This window comes from Dyadobacter sp. SG02 (assembly GCF_900109045.1).
Lineage (GTDB): Bacteria > Bacteroidota > Bacteroidia > Cytophagales > Spirosomataceae > Dyadobacter.
In genome coordinates this window covers 391,265-403,482 of record NZ_FNYL01000002.1, presented here as the reverse complement: position 1 = coordinate 403,482, position 12,218 = coordinate 391,265, and the positions used below count along the sequence as shown (strand labels likewise).

Here is a 12,218-nt window from a genome sequence, read left to right as displayed (position 1 = left end):
CGGTAATGAAGGTTTGTATTGTTCACTGTCACGGGTTTATCAAATGAAAAAAATCATTAAATTTTACATGCATCAGCATATTCATCCCAACAACATTACACAAAGTGGCTTATAACAGAACATCCCAGCAGGACTGGGCAACGGACCCCGGGACCTGCTCCATCGAACTGGCCCTTGCCTCCATCAGCGGCAAGTGGATACTGAGGATATACGGCATCCTGCGCGACCGCGAGACCGTACGCTACTGCGACCTCAACAACCAGCTGACAGACATTTCCGAGAAAACGCTCACGGCCCAACTGCGCAAAATGGAGCAGGACGGCATTGTCACACGGGTCGTCTACCCCGAAGTCCCGCCCCGCGTCGAATACCAGCTCACCCCATTAGGCCAATCGCTTGAAACGATTTACGATGCATTAATGAATTGGGGCGAGCGTTATGCGGAAAGTAAGAAGGAGCAGGAAGTATGATGTTCTTGCAGCAGCGGTTGCCTCATTTGAAGTTAAATACAATTTGCAAGCCTGTGCTGCCATTTACGGTGTTGAATCGTTTCAGGCTGGGGTAAATTTGAAAAGATAGGTCGTCGGACACGTCGAAAGTTTTTAAATGCGCGGCAACGTTGGCCTCGATAATGCTTAGCACGTAAATGAGCCCTGTTGTGAGAAGTGATACATTCTTGTATCTGCGCCACGCGTCTTTACGCCGCACGATCTGATCTTTCCTCAGAAATTCTACCTTGTTGCTGGTGTTGAACAGGCTGCGCACCACGACCGGCATCTGTGAATTATCCGTGATTCCATGAGCCGGGCTGCCGGTGTTCAAGTCGTAGAACGACTGGTATGCTTTTAAGAAATCCTTGTATTTAAGCGAATTAAGGTGGAATGCAAAAATGCTGCCTCCGAGCGAAGCATATACAATCGGAACTTTCCAAAAGTCCCGGTTATAGACCTGTCCCCAACCTGGTATTGTTGCGAGAATCGTTGCGGTCCTGGGATTTCGTTTGCACCTATATTTTCCTTCAACTTTGTTTGATGTGTCTTTAACTGAGACTTCTTTACAAAAAGCAGTATCAGCGGACTTGGCTGACGTCGTCGTCAATACTAAACAAATTACAATTAAACTTACAGATTTGAGAATACCGGTCATGGCTTGCAAAAAGTGGTTTGAGGTTGCAAGCAACCATCATATCCCTGCTTCCACAACTTAAAAAATGTTAATCTTTCCAGCTTGGGTTTTACAAAGGAGAAGTATCTTAGGGCATCATCCGGATCGTCAGCTATGAAAGAGTACCTTATTCGTTTCTTCACTTTCAATAATTGGGCAAACAAGGCCGTTGCCGACTTCATTTCGACACACGAAATAAAGGACGAACAGGTATTGCTCCTTGCCTCGCACCTGGCCCACGCGCAGCGAAACTGGTATTTCAGGGTAATAGGGCAGCAAAACGACGTCCCGATTTGGACACCGTTGCCGCCTTCCTCCATCGCATCGCAACTTGCGGAAAATGGAGAACTTTGGCTCTCACACCTGAACATGATGCAAGAGCCCGACTTTCATACAAAACTGGCCTATAAAAACATGGCCGGTGACCCGTACCTCGATAACCTGGGGGACGTTCTTACGCACCTGGTAAACCACTCGACGTACCACCGCGGACAGATCATATACCTGCTGCGCGGACTCGGCGTGACGCCACCGGGAACCGATTTCATTCTCTTCGCAAGACAATCCCCTTGATTATCAATACGTAAAACTCATTTATTCGTCGCGTAATGCGCCGTAATCACCCCCGAATTGAGCGTTTTTGCATCCAATAGCTTCAACTTGCTGGTATTGATACTTGTATCGAACAAACTGATACCATTGCCCAGTATAATAGGGTGCACGGTGAGTTTGTATTCATCGATCAAACCCAACTTCATAAAACTTTTCGCCAGGCCCGGGCTTCCGAAGATGACGAGGTCTTTGCCGGGTTGCTGTTTGAGTTTGTTCACCTCTTCTACGACATTGTCTTTGATCAGCGTCGTATTATTCCAGTCCGCACTGTCCAAAGTCGTCGAAAACACCACTTTGGGAATGTCTTGCACCCATTGCGCGTGTTCGAGCGAGTGTTTGTCCTCGCCGGGATTGTTCAGGACGGTGGGCCAGTAACCTGCCATCAGTTGGTAGGTAGTTTTGCCGTACACAGGCGCGCCGACGGTCTTCACCAGTTCCGCGGCATAGTTTTGCAACTCTCCGTCGTACGTTAAAAAATTCAGTCCGCCATTAACATCTCCCGCGAAACCATCCAGCGACATATGCGCAAATAATACCAGCTTTCTCATTTTGATTGAATTTGATTCGTTTTTAGCCCTAATGATCACACTTGCAAAACTATCGCCGGTGCGGCGGATTTTTTGTGGGGTTTAGTGCCAATGAAAGGGGGAATTCAGGCCATTTTACCTACCCGCAATCAGCGCCCCCGCATCCGCATCCAGCAAAATCTCACAATTAGGGTGCATTTGTACGATGGACGCGGGGATGTCGGTGGTAACAGGACCCAGAATGGCCTTTTCGACCATTTCGGCTTTGTGGGAGCCTTTGGCGATGAGGATCAGCTTGCGGGTATGCATGATGTTCCTGATCCCGCGCGTGAGCCCGCCCAGGATAGTACCCTCGGGCACCTGCGTCTCCCGGCGCACGCGCGCCTCGAAGTCGGGGTCCATAGGCGATACCCAGGTTTCACTTTCGAACGGCGTGCCGGGCTGGTTGATACCGATGTGGCCGTTCATGCCCAATCCCAGCATTTGCAGATCGGCCCCGCCCCTTTCGGCAAGCCGTTGCTCGAAAAGGCGTGCTTCGCGCCCGAAATCGTCCGACATCGTGGGCGGCATTATAAAATTCTCCTCGGGAATGCCCAACGGACCGGCGATCTGGTTCAGGATCATCGTATAGCAGCTACCGGCATATTCACGCGGCAGGTTGGTCAGTTCATCGACATTAAACAAGGTAATGCGCGACACATCGAACGGGTATTGCCGGTAAATATCCGAAACGATAGCGTGCATATCGATCGTGGTCTGCCCAGTGGAGAGTCCGATCACCGCATCGGGTTTTTCCAGCATCTGGGCAATGATCCGCCAGGCGGCCGTTACATTGAATTCGTGTTCGCTTTTGCAAATGGTAATTTTCATGATTTGTCAAAAAAGGTGTTAAAGTACTGTCAGGCAATAAGGTCTTTAAAAAAAACGTCCAGCGCCAACGCCGCCTCGTCTTCGTCCTCCCCGTCGATCACGACCGACACCCGGTCGCCGCCTTTGGTGGATAGTGCGAGAATGTTCAGCATACTGTTGAGCTGGATCATCTTTTCGCCCTTTTTCAGGCTGATCCCGGATTTAAATTTTTTCACCAGCCTGACAAGCGCCGTGGCGGGCCGCGCATGAATGCCTTCCGGCGCGAGAATCGTGTACTCTTTGGATATCATACCAATGCATTAAAATTTTAATTAACTGATTTACAAATAGCCCTGATCTCATCGGCGCTGTCGAGGCCTTTGGCCGCTTCGAAAATGCATTGCGCCTCGGTGAGCGTGGTCTCTCTCACCTGCTGTTTGATCCGGGGTATCGAGACGGCACTCATCGAGAACTCCCGCAAACCCATTCCGAGCAACAAGCGCGTCGCGTGCGGGTCGCCTGCGAGCTCGCCGCACATACCCACGTGAATGCCCGCACGGTGCGCCTCTTCGATCACACGGACGATCAGCCTGAGCACGGCCGGATGAAACCCGTCGTACAAGGCAGCGACCTGGTCGTTCATCCGGTCGACGGCTAATGTGTATTGAATCAAATCATTCGTACCAATGCTGAAAAAATCCACCTCCTTTGCCAGCAGATCGGCAATAACCGCCGCTGCCGGTATTTCGATCATGATCCCGGTCTGCATTTGCGCGTCGAACAGAACGCCTTCCTGCGCCAGCTCTCTCCGCACTTCCTGCAAAACCACTTTGGCCGCGCGAATTTCCTGCACGCTGCCGATCATCGGGAACATGATTTTGAAATTCCCGAATGCACTGGCACGTAATATGGCGCGAAGCTGGGTGTTGAAAATATCTGTCCTGTCCAGGCAAATGCGTATGGCGCGGTAGCCCAGAAACGGGTTTTCCTCTTTCGCCAGCCCGAGGTAAGGCGCTTCCTTGTCACCGCCGATATCGATCGTCCGGATGGTAACAGGCCGCTTACCGGCTTTCAATGCAATTTTTTGGTAGAATTCGAATTGCTCCTCCTCGTCCGGTAGCGAATCGCGGCCCAAGAATAGTAGTTCGGTGCGCAATAGCCCCACTCCTTCTCCTCCGTTTTCGAATGCCTGGTCCAGGTCCGCCGGTTCGGAAATATTCGCCAGAAGCTGCACCGCGCAGCCATCTTTCGTCACGGCCGGTACATCCCGGAGTGATTTCAGCCATGCGATTTCCTCCGCGAAATGCTGCTGCTTTTCGCGGTAGCTATCAGTCGTTGCGTCGTCGGGATGCAGTACCAGTTCTCCCGCCTGCCCGTCCAGCACCAGCCATTCTCCCTCTTTTATACCATCGAGCAAGGGTCCGCAGCCCACAACGGCCGGAATGCCGCGCGCTTTCGCCACAATGGCCGCGTGGGAGGTTTTGCCGCCCATTTGGGTCGCAAATCCCGCGACCCGCGTCAGGTCCAGGGCAATGGTATCCGACGGGCTCAGGTCGTCGGCGATGATAATGCATCCTTCCGGGTAAGTGCGCGTTTGCTGCGCCCGCCCGCCGAGGTGACGGAGGATACGGTCGCCCGCGTCGCGCACATCCGCATGACGTGCGCGCATGTAGGCATCGTCCATGTTCAGGAAGAGCTGTACCAATGCATCCGTAACCCCGACCAGCGCATCGTGGGCCGTTCTGAACTGTTCTTCGATCCGTTGTACGACGTCATTGCGCAGTTGCGGGTCCGTCAGGAATTCGGTTTGGGTTTCGAGGATATCCAGCCCTTCGTCATTGCCCGCGTCGGTTAATCCGGCGATCAGCGCCTCCACTTCGGCGACGGACTGCGATACGGCTTCGTCAAACCGCCCGATTTCGGCTGCCACCTCCGCCGCATTGGTCAGGGTAATGCCGGTTACAGCCACCACTTCCCGCCGCATCACAAATGCCGGCCCGATCGCAATCCCCGGAGACACGCCAATGCCTCCGATCCTTCGCGGTTCTTTCGTCGTTGTCATAGGCTTTCAGGCAAAAATATTTAAAACACTCCCTAAAAAGCCCAGCAATAACAGTCCCAGGAGCAGATAGGTCGTCTTGACATTCCGCTTCACGAAATAGAACACCAGGAAAGTCAGCGCCAGTGGGATGATATGCGGCACGATCTGGTCGAGCACGCCCTGCAACGGCACCGCCGAATCCGAGGAACCGATCATCGCCGGCGTTTTGATGGCCATTAAGGTCGCCGGCATGGCGCCTACGACCATCAGTCCGAGAATGGCGGAACCGGCTTTCAGTTTGTCCATGACATTGGTTTTGGAAAGATCCTGTAAGAACCGGGTACCCGTTTCGTAGCCAACGAACGTCAGCTTGTAGCGCAGGATCAGGTGCGGCACATTGAATATCACGAGGAAAAGCAAAGGCCCCAACGCGCTACCCTGCAATGCCAGCGATGTACCGATCCCGGCGGCAATCACTTTGATCGTTCCCCAGAACAGCGAATCGAATACCCCCGCCAGTGGGCCCATCAACCCGGTTTTGACGGAGTTGATCGACTCCTCGTCGAAGTCGTGCTCGCGGGCATTCTGTTCTTCCATTGCGGCCGCGATGCCGATAATGAGCGTGGAACCGTGCGGGGCGGTGTTGAAAAACTGCAAATGCCGCTTCAATGCACCCGACATCGCCTCCTTCGTTTTGTAAAGCCTTTTCAGAACCGGTATCATCGTGAATGCAAAGCCGGTGTTCTGCCAGGTTTCGAAATTGAAATTCGCTTCCAGGGCCATCGAGCGGACAAACAGGCTCCGAATGTCGCCCTGCGTGAGGAGCGAAGATTTCGGTTTGACCATCACAGGCGGCGAGTCATCCATATCGAAATCATCGAAATCGCCGTCGCTGTGGGCAGCAGGCTGTTCTTTGTGCGTGATGTTGGTGACGATCAATGCGATGATCACCCCCAGCCCGCCGATGGCGATCATCGGCAGTTTCAGGTAGCTGGTCAGGATAAAACCCAGGAAAAAATACGGCGCGCCTTCCTTGTTGAACATCAGGTTCATCAGCAATGCAAAACCCAGCGCCGGCAGCATATTGCCCGCTACCTGCAACCCTGAATGCACCCAGGGAGGAATCGTATCCACGAACGACCTCACCGCATCCGAGCCCAGCAACAATGCAAGCAACGTTACCACACCCATCAGCAACGGTTTGAGCAGGCCCGACAAAATGTGCAGCCGCTCCACGCTCCGATAGTCGCCGTCCTCCGCATAACGGTCAAAACGTTTATTCCATACCGGGCGGAACACGAACAAGCCGCTCACGACCATTTCCGCGAGGATAGAGATCGGTACCGCCAGCGCGAGCGCCACAGCCGGGCCTTTTCCCGACATAATCGCGAATGCGGTACCCAGCACGCCTCCGGTAATGACGTCGGGCGGGATAGCCGCCCCGACTTTGATATTCCCCATAAAAATCAGTTCCAGCGTGGCGCCGATGACGATCCCCTGTTCGAAATCACCCAGCACAAGTCCTACCAATGGCCCCAGTACAAGCGGCCTGCTGAGCAGCGTAGTGCCCAGAAAATCCTCCGAATGCCCGAATGCGGCGATCAGAGTAATGAGGATATAAGATGTCAGCATCAGAGCAGTGTTTCGATGGACCGTGGTTCGTCGGTAGGTACTTGCCGTACTTCCAGTTCGATGCCCTTTGCGAGCAGGTCGCGGATGAGGGCTACCTCGGCATCGGTGACGGTAAAGGCTTTGGAAATGGCCCTCGCCCCTTCCCGCGCCCGGATACCACCGAAATTGATGCTGCGTACCTCCGGCAATGCATGGGCGAGCGCGGCCGCATCCTGCACGGAGTTGACCAGCACCAGTATTTTCATCGGTTTCGCGCGTTCGTCGGATAAAAAAGTGACGGTATCCGCGATCGATTTGATCAGCAGCTTCGCATTCGCCGGTTTGGCGAGGTTCATCGTCATTTTTAGAAAATCATCCTTGGCGACCTTGTCGTTGGCTACCACCAGGCATTCCGCACCCACGGCGGGCGTCCACGTCAATGCCACCTGACCGTGCACCAGCCGGTCGTCGATCCGTAAGAGCTTAATCATTGAAATCGTCGGGTTGCTGGGAGGTTACAAGATCATTTACATAAACCATCTGGTCTCTGGCAGCCTGTATCGCATGGGCGATCACTCCTTTTACAGGCTCCTCCGGGTCGGCCATGAGCACCTCCACGAGCAGCGGCAGGTTGATGCCCGACACGATATGTACATTTTCTTTCAACGCGTAGCGAAGCACCTGGTTGGTGACGCTTCCACCGAGCAGGTCCGTAAAAACGACCAGTTCGTCGTCGTCCGACAAACCGGCGAGCACTGTTTCCAGCTCATCTTCCAGTCCTTTGTTTTCCTCCGCATACGCCTGAATGAGGTGAATATGCTCCTGCGGGCCGATAATCATTTCCAGAGAGCTCCGGATTCCCCCGGCAAACGTACCGTGGGTCGCGATCAGAAATTTTCGCATGAATTTGATAAGTATATGTTAAAATAGGTTTAGGATTATCCTCAAAAGACCTTATACAGATTTTTTTTACCTTAACATTTCAATAATTTCGCAAAAGACCTCATCCTAAACCTCAACCCATGAAACGAACAAGAGCCCTGCTGGCGCCCTTTCTGCTTGCTATCGCCCTTACTACCCATGCATTTGCCAAAATCATTATCCATGTCAACCAGGTCGGGTTCGATGCCCGCGGGGCCAAGGGCGCTATCATCGCCTCGGACGTAGGCGAACTGGACAGCGTTTCGGCATTCTTCCTGGTCGATGTGCGCACGCAACTGAAAGTGTTTTCAGAAAAACCGGGCAAACCGGAACAGGTTGCAGAATGGTTTCCAGGCCGCATTTACCGCCGCATCGATTTTTCGCGCTTCAATAAAAGCGGTCGGTACCAGGTCGTTTTGAATGTGAAAGGGACGACCATTACCTCCGATGAATTCCAGATCACCGACAATGCTCTCGCTAAACTGCTCATCCCGTCGGTGATCCATTACTACAATAAACAGCGCGCCGACAAGCCCGAAGAGTTGCTCGCCGACGAGCACGTAATGCTTTACGGAAGCGAAAAGACCGTCGACCTGCGCGGCGGCTGGGACGATGCTTCGGGCGATATCAGCAAGTATTTCTCGCATCTGGCCTATGCCAATTTCATGTCGCAGCAACAGATCCCGCTTTGCACCTGGGCCATGACCAACGCCGCCGAGCGCATTCCCGGGCTGCTGACCGAGCTGAATGTACTGGATTCCATGAAACGGGAAGCATTATACGGCGCCGATTACATTGTGCGGTCGCTCTCGGAGGAAGGCTACTTTTACATGACCATTTTCAGCTATTTCAACCCCGATCCCAAAGCCCGTCGCGTGGTAGGTCTGAATGCCAACAGCGTCACGACCGACAAGTACCAGTGCGCCTACCGCGAAGGCGGCGGCATGGGCATTGCCGCGCTCGCCCGCATTTCGCGATGGAAAATGGATGGCGCGTTCACCTCGGCACAATACCTGGCCGCTGCCAAACGGGCATTCGCGCATTTGCAGGTCAATAACCTCAAATACTGCGACGACGGCAAAGAAAACATCCTCGACGATTACTGTGCATTAATGGGCGCCACGGAGCTCTGGCTGGCGACCGGCGAGAACGAGTACCGCGACGAGGCCCGTAAACGCGCCAAAAACCTCGAAAAACGAATGACACCCGCCGGCTACTTTATTGCCAACGATGCCAACCGCCCGTTCTGGCACGCCTCCGACGCCGGGCTTCCCATCGTAGCACTTTGCCGGTACATGGAAGCCGAAGGAAACCTGGCGTTCCGAAACGGGGCGTTCATAACCGTCAAAAAAGCACTGGATTACAACTTGCGCGTCACCGACGAAGTGGCTAACCCTTTCGGCTATGCCCGGCAATCGTTTTTGATGAACGGGACGGTTAAGAACGGCTTCTTTATCCCGCACGAAAACGAGAGCGGCTGGTGGTGGCAGGGCGAAAACGCCCGGCTGGCCTCCCTGGCTTCGGCCGCATTGCTCGGCGGCAGGCAGGTGTACCCGGTGAAAGGCGGGCTTGGTACCAGCGAGAAGCTCATGGCCTACGCGGGGCGGCAGCTTTCGTGGATACTGGGCGGTAATCCCTACGAGGCCTGCTTCATGTATGGTTTCGGGCGCAACAATATGCCTTATATGAAGTCCATGTACGGGCACGGCTCGGAGCGCGGCGGCATTTCGAACGGCGTTACCGGTAAAGACGGAAACGCCGACGGCAGCGGGATCGATTACAAACCGCACGACAACGGCAACGAATGGCGCTGGACCGAGCAATGGATACCGCATGCCGCATGGTTCCTCATCGCCGTCACTACCATGGCCCAGGACTAGCAATATGAGCAAACGAAACCTCCTGACGCTGGTCATTACCCTGTGGATGAGCAGCCTCGCGTTTGCGCAGCAGCCGAAATTCAAGGTGCTGGCATTCTATTCCGAAAAAGTGGAAATGGACCACGTGCTGTTTGCACGGGATGCATTGTATTATTTCAAACTGCTCGCCTCCCAGCACCAGTTCACCTTCGACGCTACTTCCGACTGGGACCATTTGAACGACCGCTTTTTGAGCAACTACCAGGTAATCGTGTGGCTCAACGACTCGCCCGTCACGGACGCGCAACGTGCCGCATTTGAAAAATACATCCATAACGGCGGCGCCTGGCTGGGTTTTCATGTGGCGGGCTACAACGATCGAAGCTCTAAATGGACCTGGTTCAGGGATTTCCTGGGCGGACCCGTGTTTCACAGCAACAACTGGCCGCCTATGGCTGCGAAGGTCGTGGTGGAGGACCAGTCGCATCCGGTAACGAAGCGGTTGCCCGCCACGTACGACGCGCCGGTTACGGAATGGTACCAATGGAAACCAAGCCCGCGGATGGACAAAAATGTGAAGGTATTGGTTTCGCTGGCGCCGGAGGTCTATCCGCTGGGCGTAAAAACCTATCTCGAAATGGGCGATACGCCGGTAGTCTGGACGAATACCCGCTACAAAATGCTCTACCTCAATATGGGGCACGGCAACAAGGTGCTTTCCAACCAGGACCAGAACAAGATGATCGCCGACGGCCTGCTGTGGCTCGCCGGCCAGCTCAAACCCGGCGATCCGCCAGTGGTTTGGACGGATAGCCAAAACAATGCGACTAACATGAACATAGGCCACGGCGACAAAGGCCTGTCCGATTTCATGCAGAACAATATGATCGCCAATGCATTGTTCTGGCTTGGCAAGCGAAAAGAAGGCATTTCCCGCAAAACCCTGCCCACGCTTCGCCCTGGCGATTACCCGGAGCTGGTGGACGTTCCCGGCGGGACATTCCGGATGGGAAGTGACGGCAATGGAAAGGACGAAGCGCCCGTGCACAGCATTACCCTGAAAAATTTCAGCATTGCCAAAACCGAGACCTCCGTGGCCCAATGGCGCGTGTTCTGTAATGCTACCCATCGCGCGATGCCCGATTTGCCCGGCTGGGGCTGGCACGAAAACCATCCGGTGGTGAATGTCAGCTGGGACGATTGCGTAGTCTATTGCCATTGGCTCAGCGAACAAACCGGCCGGCATTACCGCCTGCCCACCGAGGCCGAGTGGGAGTTCGCAGCCGCAGGCGGCGCGCAAAGCCATGGTACCGCATTCAGCGGGGCCGCTACGATCGATTCTGTCGGGTGGTATGTGGCAACGGGTTACGGCACCAGGCCTGTCGCCACCAGGAAACCGAACGAACTGGGCCTCTTTGATATGACGGGAAATGTGTGGGAATGGGTGAGCGACTGGTACGATGCTGCCTATTACGCCGCAAGCCCTGCGCAGAACCCTGCCGGACCGGCGAATGGTACTTACAAAGTGTACCGCGGCGGTGCCTGGTCGGTGCCCGCACCGAATTGCCGCATTAGTTACCGCAATGTAGTACCGCCGTCGAGCAGCAACTTCAACAGGGGTTTCAGAATCGCGGCAGATTGAATGATTTGAAATACAACATACTCACCTAAACCTTTTACAAATGAACAAATACCTGCTTTTCATGGCCGGCCTGCTTCTGGCCGTTACATTGACTTCCGCCTTGCGTACGCCACCCACGCCCGCAAGCGCGTCGTACACATGGACAGGCGCATGGCAGCCCTCGCGCATCAGCGCGGGCGACGGGATTACCGCACTCGACATTAAAATCGGGAAGTTTATCAACCTGCCGAAAGAAGCGCTGGCGCAGGTGATTTTTAATGTCAACAACCGTTTCCCGGGTTCAAAACCTTGGTCGACCTGGGCCGTGGGCGATATGACGGGGCTTATTCCTTCCCACAAAGGCCTTACCGACGCCGGGCACGAGGCGTACCTGAGCTATATGGACAAGCTCGGCGTACAAGTTTTCCTCGAAATTTTCCCCTCCAAAAAAGCGGGCACGGACATTCCGGAAGAGATTGACCGATGGCTGGGCAAATTTAAACAGCACGCTTGCATTGCAGGTGTGGGGATAGACCTCGAATATTACGAAAAAGCGACCGACGAGGCGGCGAAATCCTGGGACGAGCGGATCAAATCGCATAACCCGCGCTACCGCATGTTTATCCGGCATTACAGTCCCGACTTCATGCCCCCTACCTACCGCGGCAAAGGCGACCTGATCTTCGTCGACCATGCTTCCGAGGCCACCATCGAAGATTTGAACAAGGGATTTACAGCCTGGGCTAACCGCTTTGCGCCTACCGCCTGCGCATTTCAGATCGGCTACCCGGCCGACGAAGACGGTATGAACGGCAGCAATGCATCTGGCTGGTGGAAATTGAAAGACCCGGTCCGGGATTGGGGCCAAATGCTGGTTTCGGGGATCAATAACCCAGGACAGGAGCTGGGGCTGATATGGGTTACGGCCCGGTCGGGCAAGAGCTATCACCGGAAATGGGACCTGACCAAAGGGGCCAAAATCCCCGATACCGGCAAATAGCTGGCCCGGCCCT

The 12,218-nt window shown here is 54.3% G+C and carries 13 protein-coding genes; 5 read left to right on the top strand and 8 right to left on the bottom strand.

The window, feature by feature from the left end; genetic code table 11:
• Positions 1–104 precede the first annotated feature (104 nt).
• Positions 105–470, top strand: coding sequence for a helix-turn-helix domain-containing protein (locus BMW93_RS05380; protein WP_090374173.1), 366 nt, complete (start codon positions 105–107; stop codon positions 468–470).
• 22 nt (positions 471–492) lie between these two features.
• On the opposite strand, the gene BMW93_RS05375 is transcribed toward BMW93_RS05380, so the two are convergent.
• Entirely contained in the window at positions 493–1,146 is a 654-nt protein-coding gene (locus tag BMW93_RS05375; protein WP_090374172.1) for a DUF5683 domain-containing protein, read from the bottom strand.
• 132 nt (positions 1,147–1,278) lie between these two features.
• Between BMW93_RS05375 and BMW93_RS05370 the strand changes: the two genes are divergently transcribed.
• A complete protein-coding gene (locus BMW93_RS05370; RefSeq protein ID WP_090374171.1) occupies positions 1,279–1,737 on the top strand; it encodes a DinB family protein in 459 nt (152 codons plus the stop codon).
• A gap of 17 nt (positions 1,738–1,754) precedes the next feature.
• On the opposite strand, the gene BMW93_RS05365 is transcribed toward BMW93_RS05370, so the two are convergent.
• The 7 genes from BMW93_RS05365 to BMW93_RS05335 all read right to left on the bottom strand — a co-directional run bounded on the left by BMW93_RS05365 (position 1,755) and on the right by BMW93_RS05335 (position 7,707).
• Positions 1,755–2,324: a dihydrofolate reductase family protein gene (locus BMW93_RS05365; protein WP_090374170.1), complete on the bottom strand. Its 570-nt coding sequence runs from the start codon at positions 2,322–2,324 to the stop codon at positions 1,755–1,757.
• Between the two features lie 114 nt (positions 2,325–2,438).
• A complete protein-coding gene (locus tag BMW93_RS05360) occupies positions 2,439–3,173 on the bottom strand; it encodes a 6-phosphogluconolactonase (RefSeq protein WP_090374169.1) in 735 nt (244 codons plus the stop codon).
• 29 nt (positions 3,174–3,202) lie between these two features.
• The gene (locus BMW93_RS05355) at positions 3,203–3,463 is read right to left on the bottom strand and encodes an HPr family phosphocarrier protein (RefSeq protein ID WP_090374168.1); all 261 of its coding nucleotides are present in this window, start codon (positions 3,461–3,463) and stop codon (positions 3,203–3,205) included.
• 17 nt (positions 3,464–3,480) lie between these two features.
• Positions 3,481–5,214: a phosphoenolpyruvate--protein phosphotransferase gene (gene ptsP / locus BMW93_RS05350; protein WP_090374167.1), complete on the bottom strand. Its 1,734-nt coding sequence runs from the start codon at positions 5,212–5,214 to the stop codon at positions 3,481–3,483.
• A 6-nt stretch (positions 5,215–5,220) separates the two neighbouring features.
• Positions 5,221–6,825: a PTS system mannose/fructose/sorbose family transporter subunit IID gene (locus BMW93_RS05345; protein ID WP_090374166.1), complete on the bottom strand. Its 1,605-nt coding sequence runs from the start codon at positions 6,823–6,825 to the stop codon at positions 5,221–5,223.
• On the bottom strand, positions 6,825–7,295 hold the full coding sequence (locus tag BMW93_RS05340; RefSeq protein ID WP_090374165.1) for a PTS sugar transporter subunit IIB: 471 nt from the start codon (positions 7,293–7,295) through the stop codon (positions 6,825–6,827). Before BMW93_RS05340 ends, BMW93_RS05345 begins: the two co-directional genes overlap by 1 nt.
• Positions 7,288–7,707 carry a PTS sugar transporter subunit IIA gene (locus BMW93_RS05335; RefSeq protein WP_090374164.1) on the bottom strand — a complete coding sequence of 140 codons (420 nt, stop codon included), beginning with the start codon at positions 7,705–7,707 and terminating at the stop codon, positions 7,288–7,290. The genes BMW93_RS05340 and BMW93_RS05335 overlap by 8 nt, the downstream gene beginning before the upstream one ends.
• 119 nt (positions 7,708–7,826) lie before the next feature.
• Between BMW93_RS05335 and BMW93_RS05330 the strand changes: the two genes are divergently transcribed.
• The 3 genes from BMW93_RS05330 to BMW93_RS05320 are packed head-to-tail and all read left to right on the top strand — an operon-like array spanning position 7,827 to position 12,205.
• Positions 7,827–9,605, top strand: coding sequence for a glycoside hydrolase family 9 protein (locus tag BMW93_RS05330; protein WP_090374163.1), 1,779 nt, complete (start codon positions 7,827–7,829; stop codon positions 9,603–9,605).
• Positions 9,606–9,609: 4 nt separating this feature from the next.
• Positions 9,610–11,226: an SUMF1/EgtB/PvdO family nonheme iron enzyme gene (locus BMW93_RS05325; protein WP_090374162.1), complete on the top strand. Its 1,617-nt coding sequence runs from the start codon at positions 9,610–9,612 to the stop codon at positions 11,224–11,226.
• Positions 11,227–11,266: 40 nt separating this feature from the next.
• Positions 11,267–12,205 (top strand): hypothetical protein, encoded by a 939-nt coding sequence (locus tag BMW93_RS05320; protein WP_090374161.1) that lies wholly within the window; start codon positions 11,267–11,269, stop codon positions 12,203–12,205.
• The last annotated feature ends 13 nt before the right edge of the window (positions 12,206–12,218 follow it).

Coding starts and splice junctions, on each gene's coding strand:
- BMW93_RS05375 (WP_090374172.1), bottom strand. CDS start 1,146: ATGACCGGTATTCTCAAATCTGTAAGTTTAATTGTAATTTGTTTAGTA.
- BMW93_RS05370 (WP_090374171.1), top strand. CDS start 1,279: ATGAAAGAGTACCTTATTCGTTTCTTCACTTTCAATAATTGGGCAAAC.
- BMW93_RS05330 (WP_090374163.1), top strand. CDS start 7,827: ATGAAACGAACAAGAGCCCTGCTGGCGCCCTTTCTGCTTGCTATCGCC.
- BMW93_RS05340 (WP_090374165.1), bottom strand. CDS start 7,295: ATGATTAAGCTCTTACGGATCGACGACCGGCTGGTGCACGGTCAGGTG.
- BMW93_RS05320 (WP_090374161.1), top strand. CDS start 11,267: ATGAACAAATACCTGCTTTTCATGGCCGGCCTGCTTCTGGCCGTTACA.
- BMW93_RS05345 (WP_090374166.1), bottom strand. CDS start 6,825: ATGCTGACATCTTATATCCTCATTACTCTGATCGCCGCATTCGGGCAT.
- ptsP (WP_090374167.1), bottom strand. CDS start 5,214: ATGACAACGACGAAAGAACCGCGAAGGATCGGAGGCATTGGCGTGTCT.
- BMW93_RS05355 (WP_090374168.1), bottom strand. CDS start 3,463: ATGATATCCAAAGAGTACACGATTCTCGCGCCGGAAGGCATTCATGCG.
- BMW93_RS05365 (WP_090374170.1), bottom strand. CDS start 2,324: ATGAGAAAGCTGGTATTATTTGCGCATATGTCGCTGGATGGTTTCGCG.
- BMW93_RS05335 (WP_090374164.1), bottom strand. CDS start 7,707: ATGCGAAAATTTCTGATCGCGACCCACGGTACGTTTGCCGGGGGAATC.
- BMW93_RS05325 (WP_090374162.1), top strand. CDS start 9,610: ATGAGCAAACGAAACCTCCTGACGCTGGTCATTACCCTGTGGATGAGC.
- BMW93_RS05360 (WP_090374169.1), bottom strand. CDS start 3,173: ATGAAAATTACCATTTGCAAAAGCGAACACGAATTCAATGTAACGGCC.